Source organism: Lysobacter antibioticus, from assembly GCF_000731095.1.
In the GTDB taxonomy this organism is placed as follows: domain Bacteria; phylum Pseudomonadota; class Gammaproteobacteria; order Xanthomonadales; family Xanthomonadaceae; genus Lysobacter; species Lysobacter antibioticus_B.
Map to the genome: position 1 here is coordinate 1 of NZ_JMTZ01000079.1, position 19,716 is coordinate 19,716.

Consider the following 19,716-nt stretch of genomic DNA (forward strand, 5'->3'; position numbering starts at 1 on the left):
CGTCCCTGTCTTATCGGAAAACGCCGCACGTCCTGTGCGGCGCCCTCCGGGTCTCCTGGCGTTCTCGCAAGGTCGTTACTGCGCCAAGCTCATCACCGCAACCGCAACCGCAACCGCAACCGCAACCGCCAGAGCTTTGCGCCTGGGCAGGAGCGGCGTCCTACTGGATTTCCTTCGATCACAAGCCGCGGACGTGAAACTCCGAGATCGCGACGACATCGTGGACGACCGGGAAACCACGGACGACGGCGAAAGCTTGCTGGTCGAATTGACGGCTCGCCGCGGCTCAGCCCGCCGTCACCCGCGCGCACACCCAGGCGTCGACGCGCTGGGCACCGGCGCGGCGTAGGGCGATGGCGGCGGAATGGAGGGTGGCTCCAGTGGTCATGACGTCGTCGATCAGGACGATGTGGGCGGGCAGGGGCAGGCCAGGACGCCAGGCGAAGGCGCCACGCAGGTTGCGACGGCGTTGTTTGGCGTCCAACAGGGACTGCGCCGGGGTGTCGCGCAGGCGGATCAGGCCGTGGTCGAGCAGGGGCAGGCGCAGTTGCCGCGACAGGGGCCGCGCCAGTTCCAGGGCCTGGTCGTAACCGCGTTCGCGCAGTCGTCTGCGATGCAAGGGGATCGGGACCAGAACCGGGTCGGGCGCTCCGATGGCGGTGCCCGATATCTCGGGCACGGCGATCCCCGGCGTCATAGTCGGGGGGCTCTGCGTCAGCAGCGGCTCGAAGGCCTGCGCCATCATCGTCGTGAGCAGACGGCCGGCGGCCAGGTCGCGATGGAATTTGAAGCGCGGCAGCAGCCGGTCGAGCGGTGGGCGATATAGACAGGCCGCGTGGACCCGGGTCAGCGGCGGTGGCCGGCGCAGGCAGTGGCCGCAGACCAGGGGCAGGCCGGGCGGGTCGATCGTCGCGTGGCAAACCCGAGCCGCCGCCACCCCCGCCAACGGCAGAGCGCAACGCAGACACGCCGCTCCGAGCCGCGGCCATTCGGCTTCGCAGGTCCGGCACAGGTCGCGTCCGGGCAGGCCCGGTTCGGCGCAGATCAGGCAGCGCGGCGGCCACAGAGCCCAGCCCAGACGCCGCCAGATGCTGTCAACCCGGAGTGGCCGACCCTGGTTGACAGTTGTCGACATGCTTCCCAGACTGCCCGCTCCGAACGGCCCGCGCTGTCGGTATCCCCCGTTGCCCGCCGTCAGTGAAATCCCCGCTGTGGAGCCAGCTCTAGTGTCTATGCCCCTTCTTCGCAACGATTGGTCCCGCGCCGAGGTCCGTGCGCTGTTCGATTTGCCCTTCCCCGAGTTGCTGCACCGCGCCGGTAGCGTGCACCGGGAGAATTTCGACCCGGCCGAAGTCCAGGTCAGCACCCTGTTGTCGGTCAAGACCGGCGGTTGCCCCGAGGATTGCGCCTATTGCCCGCAGGCGCAGCGCTATCACACCGGTGTCGACGCGACCAAGGTGATGAGCACCGAGGCGGTGATCGAGAAGGCCCGCCAGGCCAAGGCTGCCGGCGCCTCGCGTTTCTGCATGGGCGCGGCCTGGCGTTCGCCGAAGGACCGCGACATCCCGAAGGTCGCGGCGATGATCCGCGAGGTCAAGGCATTGGGCCTGGAGACCTGCGCGACCCTGGGCATGCTCTCGGGCGATCAGGCAACGGCGCTGAAGTCGGCGGGGTTGGATTACTACAACCACAACCTCGACACCGCGCCGGAGTTCTACAACGAGATCATCCACACCCGCGAGTACCAGGACCGCCTGGACACCCTCGCGCACGTGCGCGATGTCGGCATGAAGACCTGCTGCGGCGGCATCGTCGGCATGGGCGAGTCGCGCGAGCAGCGCGCCGGCCTGCTGCAGACCCTGGCCAACCTGCCGGCGCACCCGGATTCGGTGCCGATCAACCGCCTGGTCCAGGTCGAGGGCACCCCCCTGGCCGGCACCGCCGAGCTCGACCCCTTCGAATTCGTGCGCACCATCGCGGTGGCGCGCCTGCTGATGCCCAAGTCGATGGTCCGTCTGTCGGCCGGCCGCGAGGCCATGAGCGACGAGCTGCAGGCCCTGTGCTTCCTGGCCGGCGCCAATTCCATCTTCTACGGCGAGAAGTTGCTGACCACCGGCAACCCCGACACCGAGCGCGACCTGGCCCTGTTCGCCCGTCTCGGCCTGCGCCCGATGCAGATCGTCGAGACCGCGGGCACCGTCCATGCGAGTATTGAAGAGCACGTTGAGGCAACCACCGACCCCGCCCACTCCTGCGCCGCCTGACGCGGCGGAGCTACCGCGATGAGCAGCCAGCGAACCCTTTGGCGCGACCGGATCCAGACCGCCCACGCCGAGCGCGTGGCGACCGCCCGTACCCGTACCCACCGCGCGGTCACCCACCGCGACGGCGCGCGCTGCGAGGTCGACGGGCGCTCGCTGGTGAATTTCTGCGGCAACGACTACCTCGGCCTGTCGCAGCATTTCGCGGTGATCAACGCTTTCCAGGACGCCGCCGCCCGCGAGGGCACCGGCGGGCTCGCCTCGCATCTGGTTTGCGGCCACCACGCCCAGCATGAAGCGCTCGAACGCGAACTGGCCGACTGGCTCGGTTCGCCGCGCGCACTGTTGTTCGGCAGCGGTTTCCTGGCCAACATCGCCGCGGTGCAGGGCTTGCTCGGCGAAGACGACGTCTGCGTGCAGGACCGGCTCAACCACGCCAGCCTGATCGACGCTGCGCGCCTGGCCGGTTGCCGCCTGCGCCGGTATCCGCATGCGGACCCCGAAGGCGCGATCCGGCAGTTGCGCAATGTTCCCGACGGCCTGGCGATGCTCGCCACCGATGGCGTGTTCAGCATGGACGGCGATCTCGCGCCCTTGCGCGACCTCGCCCTGGTCGCGCGCGCGCAGAAGGCCGTGCTGTATGTCGACGACGCCCACGGCGTCGGCGTGCTCGGCCCGGACGGGCGCGGCACCGTCGCCGCGGCGCGTCTATCGGTGCAGGAGGTGCCGTTGCAGCTGGCGACCTTCGGCAAGGCGCTCGGCAGCTACGGCGCGGCACTGCACGGCGACGCCGACTTGATCGGTCATCTCGCCGAAACCGCGCGCAGCCATCTCTACACCACCGCGTTGCCGCCGGCCCAGGCCGCGGCGACGCGTGCGGCGCTCAAGCTGGCCCGCAACGACCATTGGCGGCGCGAGAAGCTGGCCGAACTCACCGCGCATTTCCGCGAACGCGCCGGCAAGCTCGGCCTGGAGCTGCTGGCCTCGGGCACGCCGATCCAGCCGGTGATGTGCGGCGACGACCGCCGCGCCCTGGCGATGGCGCAGGCCTTGGAGCAGCAGGGTTATTGGGTCGCGGCGATCCGCCCGCCGACCGTGCCGGAAGGGCGCGCGCGCCTGCGAGTGACGTTCTCGGCACTGCACACGCGCGAACAGGTCGACGGCCTGATCGAAGCGCTGGCGCGCGCGGCCGAGCGCGTGGCGATCGAAGGCAGCGACGGCGCCCGCGCCGCGCCCGCCACCGTGGCGCGATGAGCCGCGCCGCCGAACCGCAACCGACCCGGCCGCCCGAAACCGATCTGGCCCGCATGCTGGCGACGCTCGAGGTCGAAGCCCGTGCCGGCGAGTACGTATTCGTCACTGCCGTGCAGCCCGAGCGTTTGCCGCGCGCCCTGGCGCTGGCGACGATCGAGGAAGCCGAAGGCCTGACCTGTGTGCTGCGCCGCGAAGACGCCGACGCGCACGGCCTGAGCTACGACTTCGTCGCCGCCTGGCTGAGCCTGAGCGTGCATTCGGCGCTGCAGGCGGTCGGCCTGACCGCGGCGGTATCGCAGGTGTTGGCCGAGCGCGGCATCGCCTGCAACGTGTTGGCCGGCTTCCATCACGATCATTTGCTGGTGCCGTCGGATCGGCGCGACGAGGCTTTGGCGGCGCTGCATTCGCTGCGCCGCGCGAACCCCGCCGGCGGCGATTGAAGACAAGGCGCTCGATCGCATCGGCGCGGTGTGCATCGCGGCAGCGCCTGCGTTCGCGCCGTAACGGCGGTCGCGGCCGCGTGCGGGCCATGGCGACACCGGAGCGCAGCGCGCGGCAATGAGCAACACCCGACGACCTATAGCAGTACGGACCCGCTTCCCATGTACATCGAAACCACCGGCGCCGCGGCAGACCCAGCCCGCCCGGTCATCGCACTGATCCACGGCTGGGCCATGCACGGCGGTTTGTTCGCGCCCTTGGTCGAACAGTTGAGTGCGCACTTCACCCTGCACCTGATCGATCTGCCGGGCCACGGCCATGCGCGCGACGACCGGGCGCCGCTCGATCCGCGCGCGCTCGCCGCCGAACTGGTCTCGCGCATTCCCGATGCGTACTGGCTGGGGTGGTCGCTCGGCGGCCAGGTCGCGTTGCGCGCCGCGCTCGATCATCCGCAGCAGGTGCGCGGCTTGATCATGATCGCGTCGTCGCCGCGTTTCGTCGTCGGCGAGGACTGGCCTCATGGGGTCTCGCCGGATCTGTTCCGCAATTTCGGCGAGGCCTTGCGGCGCGATTTCCGCGGCACCCTCGAAGGCTTTCTCGCTCTCGAGGCCTTGGGTTCGGCCAGTGCCCAGGAAGAACTGCGCAGCCTGAGGAGTGCAGCCTTCGCCCGCGGCGAGCCGGCCGAGCGCGCGCTGCACGAAGGCCTGGACCTGCTCGACGGATTCGACGTGCGCAGCGAACTGCCGCGCTTGCAGGTGCCCAGCCTGTGGATCTCGGGCCGTCGCGACCGCCTGGTGCCGGCCGGTGCGATGCCGGCCGCGGCCGCGCTTTCGCCGCAGGGCCGCAGCGTGGTCATCGGCAACGCCGGCCATGCGCCGTTTCTCGGCGCGACCGCACAGGTCGCGCAACTCATCGAGGGCTTCGTCGCACCGGCGACCGCCCCGACCGCCGTACTGGATTGCTGACGCCCCATGAACGATCTTTTCGACCACCGCCAGGTTCGCCGCTCGTTCTCGCGCGCCGCGCACGGTTACGACGGCGCCGCCGCCCTGCAGCGCGAAGTCGGCGCGCGCCTGTCGGAAACCCTGGACTACCTCGACGAGCGCACCCCCGAGGTCGTGGTCGACATCGGCTGCGGCCCGGGCCACTTGAGCGCTGCGATGCAGAAGCGCTGGCCGCGCGCGCAGGTGATCGCGCTCGACCTGGCTCTGCCGATGTTGCGCGAGGCGCGCACCCATTTCGGCGAAGGCGGCTGGCGGCCGCGCCTGCTCGGCGGCGCGCGCCGTCCCGATGCGGTCTGCGCCGATGCGCGCGCCTTGCCCTTGCGCGACGGCAGCGTCGACGTGCTGTTCTCCAACCTGTGCCTGCAATGGTGCGAAGACCTGCCGGCGGTGTTCGCCGGGTTCCGCCGCGTGCTCAAGCCCGGCGGCCTGTTGCTGGTGTCGACCTTCGGCCCCGACACCTTGTACGAACTGCGCGGCGCCTTCGCCGAAGCCGACGCCGCGCCGCACGTCAGTCTGTTCCCGTCGATCGCCCAGTTCGGCGATGCGCTGATCGCTTCGGGTTTCCAGAACCCGGTGCTGGATCGCGACGAATTCGTCCTCGGCCACCCCGACCTCGGCCATCTGATGCGCGAGTTGCGCACGCTCGGCGCGACCAATGCGATGAACGACCGTCGCCGCAGCTTGACCGGCCGTGCGCGCTTCGCCCGCGCGGCGCAGGCCTACGAAGCCCTGCGCGGCGGCGACGGCCGACTGCCGGCGACTTGGGAAGTGATCTACGCCCACGCTTGGGGGCCGCCGCCGGGCGCGCCGATCCGCATCGGCGGCTTCGACGAGGTGCAGGTGCCGGTGTCGAGCATCCGCGTGCGGCAGCGCCCGTGAGCGCGCGCCGCCACGCCCTGTGGGCGGTGCTGATCGCGCTGGTGTCGGCGCTGTTCTTCACCTGCACCTACGTGCTCAACCGCGCCGCCGCCAACGACGGCGGCCATTGGGCGTGGACCGCGGCGCTGCGTTATCTGTTCACCCTGCCGATGCTGTTGATCGCGATGCCGATGCTCGGCGGCGTGGCGCCGGTGTGGCGGGCGATCCGCCGCCATCCCGGGCCCTGGCTGTGGTGGAGCGGAATCGGTTTCGTGCTGTTCTACGTGTGCCTGAGCTTTGCTGCGGCCAGCGGCCCGTCGTGGCTGATCGCCGGCACCTTCCAGCTCACCGTGATCGCCGGCATGTTATGCGCGCCGTTCCTGTACCGCGATGCGCGCGCACGCATTCCGCGGCCGGCGCTGGCGGTCGGCGCGATCATCGTGGCCGGCGTGCTGCTGTTGCAGTTCGGCCATGGCGGCGGTCGTCTCGATCGCGCCGGTTGGATCGCGCTGATCTGCGTGGCGGTGTCGGCCTTCGCCTATCCGCTCGGCAACCGCGGCTTGCTGCTGCACCTGGAAAAGGCCGGCATCGAACTCAACGCGACCCAGCGCGTGTTCGGCATGACCCTGGCGAGCCAACCCTTGTGGTGGGCGGTCGCGGTCTATGCCGGGGTCGAAGCCGGCGCGCCGCCACTCGGGCAGGTGTGGCTGGCCGCCGGCGTGGCGTTGAGCGCGGGCGTGATCGCCACGGTGTTGTTCTTCCAGGCCACCGGCATGGTCTGCAACGACCCGACCGCGCTCGCCGCGGCCGAGGCGATGCAGGCCGCGGAGATCTTGTTCGCGACCGTGATCGGCGCCTTGTGGCTCGGCGAAGCCTGGCCGCAGGGCCGCGCCCTGGCCGGCGCCTGCGTGGTCGGCGTCGGCATCGTCTTGTTCAGCATCGTCGCGGCGCGCGCGGCCGCCGGCAACGAACGTAAGGTCAAGCAACTGCGCAGCGATCGTGGCGGTTGATCTTCGCCGGCTCGGCTGGAATGCCGATGCGGCAAGCAGGTCGGCTCAAGCGCCGATGCGGCCGATAGGTCGGCTCAAGTGCCGACCATGGCCATCCACTGTTCGAGGTTGTAGTAGTTGGTGACGCGCTGGATCTTGTTGTCGCGGATTTCGAAGAAGGCGCCGCCGGGCAGGGCGTAGCGCTGGCCACGCGCTTCCGGCAGGCCCGGGTCGGTGAGCAGGTACTCGCCGTGGACCACGTACTCGGCGCCGGCGCGCGCGCCGTCGGGCGAGGCCATCACCACGATGTCGCGCAACTGCTCGCGGTAGTGCCGCGCCATGCGCTGCAGGAAGGCGGCGAACGCGTCGCGCCCGACTTCGCGCGCACCCTGGTTGAGATCGTGGACGACGTCGGCGCCGAGCAGGCCCAGCATGGCGTTCCAGTCGGCGCGATTGAACGCGGCGTAATAGGACAGGACCAATTCGGTGGCGCGATCGTGAATGCGGGTGCCGTCGATCTTCATCGGAATTCCTGCGGGCAATGCGGGGCCGGGCCATGATCGCTCATTCGTGCCTCGTGTCGCAGCTGCGGTCGCCCCTGCGGGGCTCGCGCTCGGCAGCTTCGTCTTAACAAAGCACACTAAAACGAAAGGCCCGCATGGGCGGGCCTTTCGGTAGGCGGGAATCGCGCTGCGCCCGATGCCGGTGTGTGGCCCGGATCAGCGCGACTTCATCGAGAGGCTGCCGTCAGATCCGCACCGTCGCGCGCTGGCGTTGGCGCACCAGGCTCAAGGTCAGCACCGCGGCGAGCAGCGCCGTGGTGACCACGAAGATGCCGATGCCGAGGTAGCCGCCGCTGACGCCGCGCTCCACCGCCGCGGCACCGGCTTCGTGCGGCACGAAGCTGGCCGCGAGCATGCCGGTGTAGTGCATGCCGCAGACCGCCACGCCCATGACCAGGGCGCTGCCGAGCATCTGGCCCCAGCCGCGCAGGTTGAAGGCCAGCCACAGGGCCACGATCGAGGCGACGATCGCGATCGCTGCGGACGCGATGACCAGGTTGCTGTTGTAGACCGTGTCGGCCGGCATCAGCATCGCGGCCATGCCGGCATAGTGCATGCCGGTGACGCCGAGCCCCATCAGCACGCCGGCGATGATCAGCTTGCCCCAATTGAAGATGCCGGTGCCGGCGATGCCCAGGCCGGCCATGCACGAGACCACCGCGACCACCGCCGAACCGATGGTGATCGGCAAGTCGTAGGTCACTTCCACGTTCATGCGGCAAGCGAGCATGGCGATGAAATGCATCGCCCAGATCGCGCCGCCGCCCATGGCGATACCGGCGGCGGTGATGGCGCGCCAACGCTGTCCCGCCCCGACCGCGGTCGGGATGGCGATGGCCAACTGCAGGGCGGTGAACGACCCCAGTACCGACACCACATAGGACAAGATGGCGAGCACCGGGTCATGGATGCACTGAATGGCGTGATCGATCGGCATGACGAACCCCCTGTGGATGGGTTGGATTAGCTAAGGGCCGAACCGGCGCCATCCCCGCCCCGGTGCGGCATCGCAAGCCCGGCCGGCTCCCTGTCTGCCGGGCGAATGGAGACGCTCAGGCTTCGAATTCGAAACGGCAGGCCTCGGCGCCGGTATTGCGGCATTGGCTTTCGATCACCCGGACGCCATCGGCGCCGTGTTGGCCTTCGAGCAGTCCGCCGAGCATGCCGCGCAGGAAATGGCAGCATTCGCCGCTGTCGCCGCGATGGCAGAAGGGGCTGTTGCGGATCTTCAGGATGTCGTCGTGCAGTTCGGCCTGGACCAGTTGGCGCATCGCGGGCAAGGCGATGCGGCGGACCGAGTCGGCCAGCGGTAGTTGTCCACCGAGGGCGAAGTCGCGCTTGTAGACCCAGGCGCCGACGCGCTGGCCGATGTAGCGCAAGGTCGCCTCGCGCTGGGCCGGCGGCAGTTCGCGTTCGAGCGCGACCAACTGCAACAGGATGTTGGGGTAATTGCGGGCCAGCTGCGGCAGCAGGGTCTCGACGCGCTGGGTATCGATCGGCGGCGCGCTCGACGGCGAGGCGGCGGGCGCAGGCGCGGCCGAGGGCGGCACCGAGGTGGGGGCGGTCGCCGAGCCGTTGTTGCGCGGCACCGGTGTGGGCGCCGGCGCGGCGCTGGCGCCTTCGTACGGCGAGGCCTCGAAGCTCTGCACCAGGTGATGGGTGCCCAGGCGCTCTTCGAGCATCAGCAACGATTCGGCCGGGCCGCGCACCACCATGCTCAGCACCACGCCTTCTTCGCTGTTGAGCATGCGCTGGCGCAACAAAGTGAAGCCGTTGGCGATCACCACCTGCCCGAGGGCGAGCAGCAGCCCGTCGCGACGGTCGGACACCACGCGAAACTCGACATCCACCATGTAGTACTCCCTGGCCTGCGCTGGTCCGTGGTCCCCGGCTCGTCGACGAGCCCCACTGTTAATGATCGCGCGGCATGACAGGGACGGGCGCGCGATGGCGCAGCGTGGCAGCTGTGTTCATAAAAAACACAAACCAGGATCACAGAAAAAGCGAGTTTTCCTGGGGTTTATGCGGGCAATGGCGAGCGTTGAGAAACGTGCCGCATATCAAACGCAATGCGATTGCAGAACCGGTCAAACTGGCTTAGAGGCGAACAGATCGGCGACCAGATCCAGATCGACGTTGCCGCCGGAGACGACCAATCCGACGCGGCGGCCGGCGAAACGTTCGCGATGCGCCAGCACCACCGCCAGCGGCACCGCGCCGGAGGGTTCGACCACCAGCTTCATGCGTTCCCATATCAGCCGCATCGCGGCGACGACCTGGGCGTCGTCGACCAGCAGGATGTCGCGCAGGTGTTCGCTCAGGATAGGAAAGGTGAGCGTGCCGAGTTCGGCGCGCAGGCCGTCGCAGATGGTGTCGGCCTTGCGGCCGGTGATGCGCTGGCCGGCGCGCAGCGAATCGTGGGCGTCGCGGGCGCCTTCGGGTTCGGCGCCGAACACTTCGATCGCCGGGTTCAGCCCGTGCGCGGCGATCGCCGTGCCCGAGAGCAGGCCGCCGCCGCTGACCGGCGCGATCACCGCGTCCAGGTCCGGCGCGCTGCCGAGCAGTTCGAGAGTGGCGGTGCCCTGGCCGGCGATCACCCGCGGGTCGTTGAACGGATGCACCAGCACGCCGCCGGTCCGGGCCAGGACCTGGGCGGTCATGGCGTCGCGCGAGGCCTGGTCGGGCTCGCAAGCGACGATTTCGGCGCCGTAGGCGCGGATCGCGGCCAGTTTGATCTTGGGGGTGTTGTGCGGGGCGACCACGGTTGCGCGTCCGCCGCGCAGGCTCGCGGCCAACGCGATCGCTCCGCCGTGGTTGCCCGAACTCTGGGTGACGATGCCGCGCGCGACCTCGTCCTCGTCCAACGAGAACACCGCGTTGCAGGCGCCGCGGAACTTGAATGCGCCGGCGCGCTGCAGGTTTTCGCATTTGAAGTGCAGCTCGCAGCCGGCCAGGGCGTCGATCGCGCGCGAACGCAGCACCGGGGTGGTGTGCGCGTGCGGCGCGATGCGCGCGGCGGCGGCCAGGATGTCGGTGAACAGGGGGGCCAGGCTGGGCGGTGCGGAGAGATTGTTCATGCCCCAAGCGTAGCCCAGGCCCGGCCGGCCTGACATGCGCCGGATGGCGGATTCGCGCCATGCGGGGCCGGCGACAGGATGAGTTCAGTCGTACCGCAATGCTGCGTTCAGTCGTGGCGCAGCGCCGCGATCGGATCCAGGCGCGCCGCCTGCCGCGCCGGATACACGCCGAAGGCCAGGCCCACCGCGGCGCAGAACAGTGCCGACCCCAGCACCGGGATCGGCGCCCAGGCGACCTGCCAACCGGCGAAGGCGGCGATCAGATAGGCCAGGGCGACGCCGAACAACAGGCCCAGCACCGCGCCGGCGACGCAGATCACCAGGGCCTCGCGCAGGAACTGCGCGATCACGTCGCGCCGGCGCGCGCCGAGCGCGCGCAGCAGGCCGATCTCGCGGCGCCGTTCGAGCACGTTGGCGAGCATGATGTTCATGATGCCGATGCCGCCGACCAGCAGGCTGACGCCGGCGATCGCGCCCATCACCACGCGGAAGATGCGCTGGGTCTTCTGGTGCTGCTGGAACAGTTGTTGCGGCACCACCAGGCGGAAGTCGGCCATGCCGGCGTGGCGTTGGCCGAGCACGGTCGACAGCACCCGCGCGCCGGCGGCGAGTTGGGCGGGGTCGCGCAGGCGCAGCAGGAAACGGTCGATCTCGTCCTCCTGCGGCTGGAAACGGAAGCGGGCGCGCGCGCTGGCCAAGGGCAGATAGACGCGATTGCTTTCCAGGCCGAGCTGCACGCCTTCGAACTGATCCTTGCTGAGGTCGCGGTCGGCCAGCACGCCGATCACTTCCAGCCAGACATGGTTGACCTTCAGGTATTGGCCGATCGGGTCGACGCCGGGGAACAGATCGGCCGCGGCCTGGTGGCCGAGCACGGCGACCGCGGCGAGGGCGCGGTCGTCGTCTTCGCTCAGCGTGCGGCCCTTGGCGATGCGCAGCGAGGACAGGGCGAAATAGTCCGGGCTCACGCCGCTGGCCTGGGCATCGCTGTGGCCGCTGTCGCTGAACACCGAATGGGTGCGGATCGGTTTCTCGGCGGCGTAGCGTTCCGCGCCGGGCACCACCGCGAGCGCGGCGTCGGCATCGGCCAGGCTCAGGCCGAGGCTGCGCGCGCGGGTTTCGCGCAGGCTGTTTTCGTCCTGCGGCTTGGCTTCGGCGATCAGGTTGTTGAGGCCCAGGCTTTCGACCAGGCGCAGCGCTTCGCGCCGGCTGCCTTCGCCGACCGCCTGCATCGCGACGATCGCGCCGACCCCGAAGATCAGGCCGAGCAAGGTCAGCAAGGTGCGCAGGCGGCGACGCCACAGTTCTTCGATCGCCTCGCGCCAGATCGACGGCAGCAGGCCGGCGAAACGGTTCAAGGACGCACCGCCTGGGTGGCGGATGCCGGCGCCGCCGTGGTCTTGCCGCCATCGGCCGACGCGGCCTGGCCCGGATCGTCGGTTTCGGCCGACGACTCGACGGCCTTCGCCGCGGCCTCGATGGCGCCGGCCTCGGCCAGCAGCACCTCGTCGCCGTCGCGCAGGCCCGACAGCACCTGCGAACGAGCCGGCCCGCGTACGCCCAGCCGGATCGGGCGGCGCAGGAAATCGCCGCCTTCGCGGACGCGCACGTAGTCCTTGCCGGCGTCGCTGTCGATGGCGACGTTGGCGACGCTGAGCGCCTTGGGCGAATCGAACAGGATCACCCGGGCCTCGAGCCGCTGCCCCGGCACCAGCCGGTAACGCGCGATCGCCTCGGCCGGGATCGGCGCCTTCATGGTCAGGTACTTCACCGGGCTTTCCTGGCTGCGCACCTTGGCGGCGCTGGCGACCCACGACAGCCGGCTGACGATGCGCTGCTCGGGGCGTCCGACCGGGAACATCTCGACCGCGTTGCCGACCTGCAGGCCCTGCGCCTCGATCTGCGGCAGGCTCAATTCGAGTTCCATCGCCGAGGCGTCGGGCAGGCTGCCGTAGTCGAAGCCGGCGCGCAGGGTCGCGCCGACATTGGGTTTGTCGCCGGACCAGTTGCTCGACAGCATCAGCACGCCGTCGTTGGGCGCGCGCAGCTCCAGCGCGTCCAGATCCGACTGGCGCGCCTTGGCGGTGAGGTCGAAGGTCGCGCGCTGCGCATCCAGCACCGCCAGTTCGGCGCCGCCGCGCACGCCGGCCTGGCCGCGCTGCCATTCCAGGGTGTCGCGCTTGGCGGTGAGGTAGCTCGCGTCCTGCACCGCATCGAGCACTTCGTTGCGCGCCATGGTGCTGAGGTCGGCGCTGGCGTAGCGCTCGGCGATGCCGAGCTCCACCGCGACCTGCGCCAGGTCGACCGCGACCTTGCTCTGCGCGGTCGCCAGTTCGCCCTGCTTGGCGGCGCGCGCCAGCAAGTTGCGCTGCAGATCGATCAGGGTCTGGCTGAGTTCCTGTTGGCCTTGCGCGGCCGAGAAGCGCGCGATCAGGTCGCCTTTCCTGACCGCGCTGCCTTCCGGCAGCATCCATTCGAGCTGGCGCGAGGCCCAATTGCGGCCGGGCACGTTGAGTGGCGTGGCCTTGGCCGACTTGAGTTCGCCTTCGCCGCGCACGCTCAGGCGCAGCGGTGCGGCGGCGACGGTCTCGACGATGGCCGGCGCGGTGTCGGACGCGCAGGCCGAGAGTAAGGCCAGGGCGACGAGGAGTGCGACGCAGCGCGACGCCGCGCGAGGTGCGGGGCGACGCGTCATCGGGCCGGGCTCCGCGGCGCTGCGGGCGCGGCCGGATTGGCCGAAGGAATCTCCACCCGCACCGCCTGGCCCGGACGCAAGGGCGCGCGCGGGTCGTCGAGGCGTACGTCCAGGTCCAGCACCGGCACCGGCTGCACCTGCGACTTGCTGCGGATCGCATTGCCGATCGAGGCGATGCGCCCGCGCAGCACGCTGCCGGCGCCGCCTTCGACGACGATCCGTACCGGCACGCCGACCGCGACCCGGCGCAGGTCGCGCTCGGGCAACTCGGCGCGCACCGCCAGGGTGGCCATGTCGGGAATCTCGGCGACGGTCTGGCCGACCCAGACCTGCGAGCCGACGTCGTACTTTTCGCCTTCCCAGTTGCTCTTGTGCATCATCAGGCCGTCGCGCGGCGCGGTCACTTCCAGTGCCGTCAGCGAGCGTTGCAGGCGTTCGACGTCGGCCTGCAACTGCGCGCGTTCGGCGGCGAGCAGGCGCCGCTCTTGGCGGCGTTGTTCGGCCGACAAGTTCTCGCGGCGCTGGGCCAGGGCCATCTTGCGTTCCATCTGGGTGCGGGCGACCAGCAGCTTGCGGTACTCGATGCCGGCGATCAGCTCGGCCGGCTGCTGGGTCTTGCGCTGCGCCTTGTCGAGCGCGGCGCGCGCCTCGGCGGTGGCCAGGCGTTCGCTGCGCTCGCGTTCGGCCAGCTCCAGGTCGAGCTTGTCGAGCTCGCTTTGTTTCTCCTTGAGCTGGCTGCGCTTCTCGCCCAGTTGCTTGACCACGTCGTTGCTGTCGAAGGAGATCACCGACTGGCCTTGCTTGACCGGCGCGCCGTCGCTGGCGAGTTGGGTGATGTTGAACTGCCACATGCGCTCGACGTTCGGCGGCATCAGCGCCGAGCTGCGGCGGGCATAGACCTCGCCGTCGACACGCAGGGTCGCCGCGCTCGCCGGCAGTGCCGCGGCGGACAACAGCACGATGAGCATGCTCCGCTTCATCGCGCCGTTCCGCTAGCGGCGGCCTTCGCCGCGGCCGTGGACACGCGCACGCTCATGCCCGGCAGCAGCTTCAGCGCATGTCCGCGCGGCAGTTCGATGTCGAGGCTGAAATAGCGCCCTTCGCCCCATTCGGGTTTGCGGTCGGGAGCGCCGGCGATGGCCTTGATGCGGCCTTGCACGCGTTGCCGCGGCAGTGCGTCGAACGCGAGCTGCACGGCCTGGCCGACGCTCAGGCCGCGCCGGTCCGGTTCCAGCGCCCAGGCGCGGATCTCCATGCCGCCGCCGCGACCGACCACTTCGCCGGCCTTGCTGCCGGGCATGGCCGAGCTGCCTTCGTCGATGCGGCCGCCGATCCAGTTGTTGTTGAAACCGTGCAGGACGATGCCGTCGCGTTCGGCGCGCACTTCCGACTGACGCAGCAGCGCCGCGTAGTACTCGCGCTGCACGATCAGCTTGTCGACTTCCAGCTTGGCGTCCTGGCGGCGGCGCGCGACGGCGGCGCGCGCGGCGGCGAACTGCTCGCGCTTGAGAGTGAGCTCGCGCGTGGTCTTGTCGAGTTCGCCCTGATGGCGGTCGTAGTCGAGCTGCGAGATCAGCCCGCGCGGAATCGCCGCCTCGATCTTGGCCGTGGCCAACGCGGCCTCGGCATCGGCGAGCGCGACTTCGGCGTCGACCGCCTTGACCTCGAGTTCCGCCAGTTCCTTGGCGGCCTTGGCGCGGGCTTGTTCGATCTTGGCGTCGAGGTCGGGAATCTGGGTGCCGGCCTGGCCCGGATCGATGCGCAGTACCACATCGCCGGCCTTGACCGCCTGGCCTTCGGCGACGAAGTACCGGATCGCCACCGGCGCGGTATTGGATTGCGGGGTGTAGATAGGCTGCGCGCCGACCGAGCGCACTTCGCCGGTCAGCACTATCGCGGTCGCCGGCAGCGCCATCAGCGATACGGCCAACCCGGCCAGGATCAGCGGCCAGCGTGGGCGGCGCAGGGCAGGGCGCATCTCAGGCGGCCGAGTCATGGTCGACCTTGCCGTCGTGCAGGCGCACCTCGCGCGGCGCGCGCGCGGCGAGGTCGCGGTCGTGGGTCACCAGCACCACGGTCTGGCCGCCGCCGTGCACTTCCTCGATCAGGTCGAGCACGTCGGCGGCGCTTTTCGAATCCAGGTTGCCGGTGGGTTCGTCGGCGAGCAGCAGGGCCGGGCGCAGCAGCAGTGCACGCGCGATCGCCGCGCGCTGCTGCTGGCCGCCGGACAGTTCGCTCGGCCGATGCTCGCTGCGTTCGCCCAGGCCGACGCGCGCGAGCAACTCGCGCGCGCGCTCGACGCTGCCGGGCGGCGGCTCGCGATTGAAGCGCAGCGGCAGCAACACGTTCTCCATCACGCTCAGGCGCGGCAGCAGGTGGAAGCTCTGGAACACGAAGCCGATGCGGCGGTTGCGGATGTCGCTGGCGGCCTCGTCGTCGAGCGCGGCGACGTCGCGGCCTTCGATCAGATAGCGCCCGCGCGTGGGTCGGTCGAGGCAGCCGAGGATGTTGAGCAGACTGGATTTGCCCGAGCCCGAGGCACCGGTGATGGCGACGAATTCGCCCGCCGCGATTTTCAGATCCACGCCGGCCAAGGCATTGACCGCCTGTCCATTCATCTCGTAGCGACGATGGACCGCATCCAGTTCGATCATCGGGACAGGCCAGGCCAGAAGGGGAAGGCGATGCAGCGGCGACCGCGCGAGCGTGTGCCCGCGCTACGGAGAACGACCCGGCACTCGCCGGCAACGTTCCCCGACGCGGCCTTCGGGCCGATCGGATGAGGCATGCAGCGTGCGCGGCGAAGACCGATCCCGGCCGTAACCATCGCGATCAATCTACCTTAACCCGGGGGCGCCGCGACAATGTGTCTTGTGCAGCATTGCACCCGGATGCAGTGCAGCATGTTTTTCTGTGAACCCGTGCAGTAAACGCCGCCCGCGCGAAGACTAGCTTAGGCGCATCGCCACCGCCGGACGCAGGGCGTGGGCGTTGCGCGCTAACGACACGATCGTCATCCAGGCCTCGTCGTCGCGCGTCGGCATCACCCGATTCGGACCTGGAGTTCCCTGATGGGGGCCACCAGGATAAGGTCGAAGCCGATATCCACCCGGTCGCTGCGTTCGCGATCGGTTCCGCTCACGGCGCGATCTTCTTCGACGCCCACCACAGGGAATCCACATGCTCCGCAAACTAACGGTATGTCTGCTCGTCGTCCTGTTGGTGGGTTGCCTGCCCCCGCGCCTCGATCCGACCATGGTCTCGGCGCCGCAAAGCGATTCCTCGGTCGACAGCAAGGGCTGAACCGTACAGCAGCGGGCGGGCCGAATTAAGCCCGAGTTCAACGCATCGGGCCGAAGCTGAGACCCTAAAACCAGGGGGTCTGACATGATCCGCAAGCTCATCGTTCCGCTCATCGCCGCCGGCCTGCTGGCCGGTTGCGTGTCCGACTACGCCTATCGTGGCGGCGGGGGCGCCGGCTCGTATTACTACGGCCGCCCCAGCGTCGACTACGGCTACTACGGCCAGAACTACGGGTATGGCTATTACCCGTACGGCGATGCCTATCGCTATCGCAACTACGGTTACCCCGGCTACTACGGCGGCGGTTACGGCTATGGCTACCCGGGTTACTACCCGCAGCCCTACCCGCGCTATTACTACCCGAACCACCGCCCGCACCGTCCGCCGGGCCACCGCCCGCCCCAGACCAACCAGCCCTCGCGCGGCATTCCGTGGCGCGATGCGCATCCGGTCGGCGGCGGCGCCTGGGCGCCGAACAACCCCGGTGCGGTCTCGCAGCCGCGCAGCATGCCGCAGCCCCGGGCCATGCAGCAGCAGCCGATGCAGCCGCGCATGCAGTCCGCCCCCTCGACCCGCCGCGACGGCGGCCGGGCCTGGAAGGACGTCGAACGCTGAACGGAATCTAGCCGATGTGAAGGTCGGCCCGGCAAGACGCTGGATTTGGAATGGCGAGCACTTGCGTTCAGGCGGAAGTGACAGCAATCTACCGCTACTGACCGCTTACGTCGTATTTGGACGTTTTCGGTAAGCAAGGCTTCTATGTCGGCGCCTGGCGAGGAATCACGGATCCCCCCTGTTCCGTCCTTGTCAGGCGTCGGCGCCCATTCCCCCGGATCCCGGGGAAATACGAAAGGCGCGCGTATCCACGCGCGCCTTTTCGTTTTCAATCAATGAGTTGGTCGCCATGCCGGCGAATGCCGCGGCGACGCGTCCGAAGGCGGTCGGCCCTGCCGGTGCCGATGCAGGGCCCAAACGACGGACAATAAAAAGGGGCCGAATGTCCCCCGACATTCGGCCCCCCAGCTTCCCCCGCGAGCGCTTGGCCAGCCCCTGTTCCAATTCCAGCCGGCGTCGAGCGCCTGCCCCGCAAGGTGCACTAAGTACCCAAGCATGAAGTGTGCCAAGCCCGGGTGAAGGCGCTCGGCCCGCCGTCTGGCCTAAAATCTGCGTCCTGAGCGTCGCTTCCGACGACGGTGCGACCGTGGTGTCTTGAACCAATGAACGAATCCTTCTTCCAATACGACGTGATCGTGGTCGGCGGCGGCCACGCCGGCACCGAGGCCGCGCTGGCGTCGGCGCGCGCCGGCGCGCGCACTCTGCTGCTGACCCATTCGGTCGAAACGGTCGGGGCGATGAGCTGCAACCCGGCGATCGGCGGCATCGGCAAGGGCCATCTGGTCAAGGAGATCGATGCCCTCGGCGGGATCATGGCGCGTGCGGCCGACGCCGCCGGCATCCAGTGGCGCCGGCTCAACGCCAGCAAGGGCCCGGCAGTGCGGGCCACGCGCTGTCAGGCGGACCGTTCGCTGTATCGCAGCTTCATCCGCCGCGCGGTCGAGGCCCAGCCGAACCTGACGCTGTTCCAGGCCGCGGTCGACGACATCCAGTTCGACGCCGGCCGGGTTACCGGCGTGCTCACCCAGACCGGCCTGCGCTTCGTCGCGCCGGCGGTGGTGCTGACCGCCGGCACCTTCCTCGCCGGCAAGGTCCATGTCGGCCAGACCACCTATGCCGCCGGCCGCGCCGGCGACCCGCCGGCGATCGCCCTGGCCGCGCGCCTGCGCGAAGGCCCGTTCGTGGTCGACCGGCTCAAGACCGGCACGCCGCCGCGCATCGACGGCCGCAGCCTCGACTACTCGGTCATGGAAGAACAGCCGGGCGACGATCCGCGTCCGGTGATGTCCTTCCTGGGCACGCAGGCCGACCATCCGCGTCAGGTGTCGTGCTGGATCACCCACACCTCCGAGCGCACCCACGAGATCATCCGCGGCGCCCTCGACCGCTCGCCGCTGTACACCGGCCAGATCGAAGGCATCGGCCCGCGCTATTGCCCCTCGATCGAGGACAAGGTGGTGCGCTTCGCCGAGAAGGCCAGCCATCAGATCTTCGTCGAGCCCGAAGGCCTGGATGTGGCCGAGATCTACCCGAACGGCATCTCGACCTCGCTGCCGTTCGACGTCCAGCTCGACCTGGTGCGCAGCATCCGCGGCTTCGAGCGCGCCCACATCACCCGCGCCGGCTATGCGATCGAGTACGACTTCTTCGACCCGCGCGGGCTCAAGTCGACCCTGGAGACCAAGGCGGTCGCCGGCCTGTTCTTCGCCGGCCAGATCAACGGCACCACCGGTTATGAGGAGGCTGCTGCGCAGGGCCTGCTGGCCGGCGTCAACGCCGCGCGTTTCGTCGCTGGCCACGAGGGCTGGAGCCCGCGCCGCGACGAGGCCTACATCGGTGTGCTGGTCGACGACCTGATCACCCACGGCACCAGCGAGCCCTATCGCATGTTCACCTCGCGCGCCGAGTACCGGCTGCAGTTGCGCGAGGACAACGCCGACCTGCGCCTGACCGAGACCGGTCGAGGGTTCGGCCTGGTCGACGAATCGCGCTGGGCCGCGTTCGCGCGCAAGCGCGAGGCGATCGAGCGCGAGAGCGCGCGCTTGGCCTCGGTATGGGCGGCGCCGAACAACGCGCTCGGCCGCGAGATCGCGCAGACCCTCGGCATCGAGGTCAGCCGCGAAAGCAGCGCGCGCGATCTGCTCAAGCGTCCGGAAATCAACTACGCCCAACTCATGAGCGTGCCCTCGCTGGGCCCGGCGGTGGCCGAGGCCGAGGTCGCCGAGCAGGTCGAGATCGGGGTCAAGTACGCCGGTTATCTGGACCGTCAGCGCGACGAGATCGAGCGCCAGCAGCGCAACGAGAGCACGCCGATCCCGGGCGAATTCGACTACGCCACGGTGCGCGGCCTGTCGGCGGAAGCGCAGCAGAAACTCGAGCGCGTGCGCCCGCAGACCGTGGGCCAGGCGCAGCGTATCCCCGGCATGACCCCCGCGGCGATCTCGCTGCTGTTGGTGCACCTGACGCGCGCGCGGCGTGCACGGGTGGCTTGAAAGCAGGGATTGGGGATTTGCGATTCGCCAGGGCAAAAGCTTGAGTGGCGAGAGGGTCGCATTCGTCCGCTGCTCGCGAGGTTCTCGCGAGCTCGAGTAAATCCCCCGGCGCAGCTAGCGCCGTTGTCCGCCGAACGACGTAGGCGCCAGCCCTTTTCTGCGAA

19 protein-coding genes are annotated in these 19,716 nt (G+C 69.6%); 9 read left to right on the forward strand and 10 right to left on the reverse strand.

The window, feature by feature from the left end; all coding sequences use genetic code 11:
- Window positions 1-286: 286 nt before the first annotated feature.
- Window positions 287-1,135, reverse strand: coding sequence for a ComF family protein (locus EX88_RS0119280; protein WP_031373622.1), 849 nt, complete (start codon window positions 1,133-1,135; stop codon window positions 287-289).
- Between the two features lie 97 nt (window positions 1,136-1,232).
- On the opposite strand from EX88_RS0119280, the gene bioB reads away from it, so the two are divergent.
- The 6 genes from bioB (at window position 1,233) to EX88_RS0119310 (ending at window position 6,828) form a co-directional block, all read left to right on the forward strand.
- Window positions 1,233-2,264: a biotin synthase BioB gene (bioB, locus tag EX88_RS0119285; protein WP_036149512.1), complete on the forward strand. Its 1,032-nt coding sequence runs from the start codon at window positions 1,233-1,235 to the stop codon at window positions 2,262-2,264.
- A gap of 18 nt (window positions 2,265-2,282) precedes the next feature.
- The gene (bioF, locus tag EX88_RS0119290; protein ID WP_051885327.1) at window positions 2,283-3,515 is read left to right on the forward strand and encodes an 8-amino-7-oxononanoate synthase; all 1,233 of its coding nucleotides are present in this window, start codon (window positions 2,283-2,285) and stop codon (window positions 3,513-3,515) included.
- The gene (locus EX88_RS0119295) at window positions 3,512-3,955 is read left to right on the forward strand and encodes an ACT domain-containing protein (protein WP_051885328.1); all 444 of its coding nucleotides are present in this window, start codon (window positions 3,512-3,514) and stop codon (window positions 3,953-3,955) included. The genes bioF and EX88_RS0119295 overlap by 4 nt, the downstream gene beginning before the upstream one ends.
- Before the next feature lie 162 nt (window positions 3,956-4,117).
- Window positions 4,118-4,921 carry a pimeloyl-ACP methyl ester esterase BioH gene (gene bioH, locus EX88_RS0119300; protein ID WP_051885329.1) on the forward strand — a complete coding sequence of 268 codons (804 nt, stop codon included), beginning with the start codon at window positions 4,118-4,120 and terminating at the stop codon, window positions 4,919-4,921.
- Window positions 4,922-4,927: 6 nt separating this feature from the next.
- A complete protein-coding gene (bioC, locus tag EX88_RS0119305; protein ID WP_031373627.1) occupies window positions 4,928-5,839 on the forward strand; it encodes a malonyl-ACP O-methyltransferase BioC in 912 nt (303 codons plus the stop codon).
- Window positions 5,836-6,828 carry a multidrug resistance efflux transporter family protein gene (locus tag EX88_RS0119310; RefSeq protein WP_051885330.1) on the forward strand — a complete coding sequence of 331 codons (993 nt, stop codon included), beginning with the start codon at window positions 5,836-5,838 and terminating at the stop codon, window positions 6,826-6,828. The genes bioC and EX88_RS0119310 overlap by 4 nt, the downstream gene beginning before the upstream one ends.
- 74 nt (window positions 6,829-6,902) lie before the next feature.
- Here EX88_RS0119310 and EX88_RS0119315 read toward each other — a convergent pair whose 3' ends face one another.
- The 9 genes from EX88_RS0119315 to EX88_RS0119355 form a co-directional block, all read right to left on the reverse strand.
- Complete coding sequence (locus EX88_RS0119315) at window positions 6,903-7,331, reverse strand: ketosteroid isomerase-related protein (protein ID WP_031373629.1); 429 nt, start codon at window positions 7,329-7,331, stop codon at window positions 6,903-6,905.
- A 223-nt stretch (window positions 7,332-7,554) separates the two neighbouring features.
- Window positions 7,555-8,307 (reverse strand): MHYT domain-containing protein, encoded by a 753-nt coding sequence (locus EX88_RS0119320; RefSeq protein ID WP_036149516.1) that lies wholly within the window; start codon window positions 8,305-8,307, stop codon window positions 7,555-7,557.
- Window positions 8,308-8,422: 115 nt separating this feature from the next.
- Window positions 8,423-9,223 carry a V4R domain-containing protein gene (locus tag EX88_RS0119325; protein ID WP_031373631.1) on the reverse strand — a complete coding sequence of 267 codons (801 nt, stop codon included), beginning with the start codon at window positions 9,221-9,223 and terminating at the stop codon, window positions 8,423-8,425.
- 234 nt (window positions 9,224-9,457) lie between these two features.
- The gene (locus EX88_RS0119330; protein ID WP_031373632.1) at window positions 9,458-10,447 is read right to left on the reverse strand and encodes a pyridoxal-phosphate dependent enzyme; all 990 of its coding nucleotides are present in this window, start codon (window positions 10,445-10,447) and stop codon (window positions 9,458-9,460) included.
- 107 nt (window positions 10,448-10,554) lie between these two features.
- Window positions 10,555-11,805, reverse strand: a complete 1,251-nt coding sequence (locus EX88_RS0119335) for an ABC transporter permease (protein ID WP_235186352.1) — start codon at window positions 11,803-11,805, stop codon at window positions 10,555-10,557.
- Window positions 11,802-13,142: an efflux RND transporter periplasmic adaptor subunit gene (locus EX88_RS0119340; protein WP_200875874.1), complete on the reverse strand. Its 1,341-nt coding sequence runs from the start codon at window positions 13,140-13,142 to the stop codon at window positions 11,802-11,804. Before EX88_RS0119340 ends, EX88_RS0119335 begins: the two co-directional genes overlap by 4 nt.
- Complete coding sequence (locus EX88_RS24035; RefSeq protein ID WP_036149519.1) at window positions 13,139-14,110, reverse strand: HlyD family secretion protein; 972 nt, start codon at window positions 14,108-14,110, stop codon at window positions 13,139-13,141. Before EX88_RS24035 ends, EX88_RS0119340 begins: the two co-directional genes overlap by 4 nt.
- An 8-nt stretch (window positions 14,111-14,118) precedes the next feature.
- Window positions 14,119-15,120, reverse strand: coding sequence for an HlyD family secretion protein (locus tag EX88_RS0119350; protein WP_031373635.1), 1,002 nt, complete (start codon window positions 15,118-15,120; stop codon window positions 14,119-14,121).
- A 1-nt stretch (window position 15,121) separates the two neighbouring features.
- The gene (locus tag EX88_RS0119355) at window positions 15,122-15,796 is read right to left on the reverse strand and encodes an ABC transporter ATP-binding protein (RefSeq protein ID WP_031373636.1); all 675 of its coding nucleotides are present in this window, start codon (window positions 15,794-15,796) and stop codon (window positions 15,122-15,124) included.
- A 526-nt stretch (window positions 15,797-16,322) separates the two neighbouring features.
- Between EX88_RS0119355 and EX88_RS27355 the strand changes: the two genes are divergently transcribed.
- The 3 genes from EX88_RS27355 (at window position 16,323) to mnmG (ending at window position 19,552) form a co-directional block, all read left to right on the forward strand.
- Window positions 16,323-16,445 (forward strand): hypothetical protein, encoded by a 123-nt coding sequence (locus EX88_RS27355; RefSeq protein ID WP_255610572.1) that lies wholly within the window; start codon window positions 16,323-16,325, stop codon window positions 16,443-16,445.
- 84 nt (window positions 16,446-16,529) lie between these two features.
- Window positions 16,530-17,060, forward strand: coding sequence for a hypothetical protein (locus EX88_RS0119375; RefSeq protein WP_051885331.1), 531 nt, complete (start codon window positions 16,530-16,532; stop codon window positions 17,058-17,060).
- 602 nt (window positions 17,061-17,662) lie between these two features.
- On the forward strand, window positions 17,663-19,552 hold the full coding sequence (gene mnmG / locus EX88_RS0119380; RefSeq protein ID WP_031373638.1) for a tRNA uridine-5-carboxymethylaminomethyl(34) synthesis enzyme MnmG: 1,890 nt from the start codon (window positions 17,663-17,665) through the stop codon (window positions 19,550-19,552).
- The last annotated feature ends 164 nt before the right edge of the window (window positions 19,553-19,716 follow it).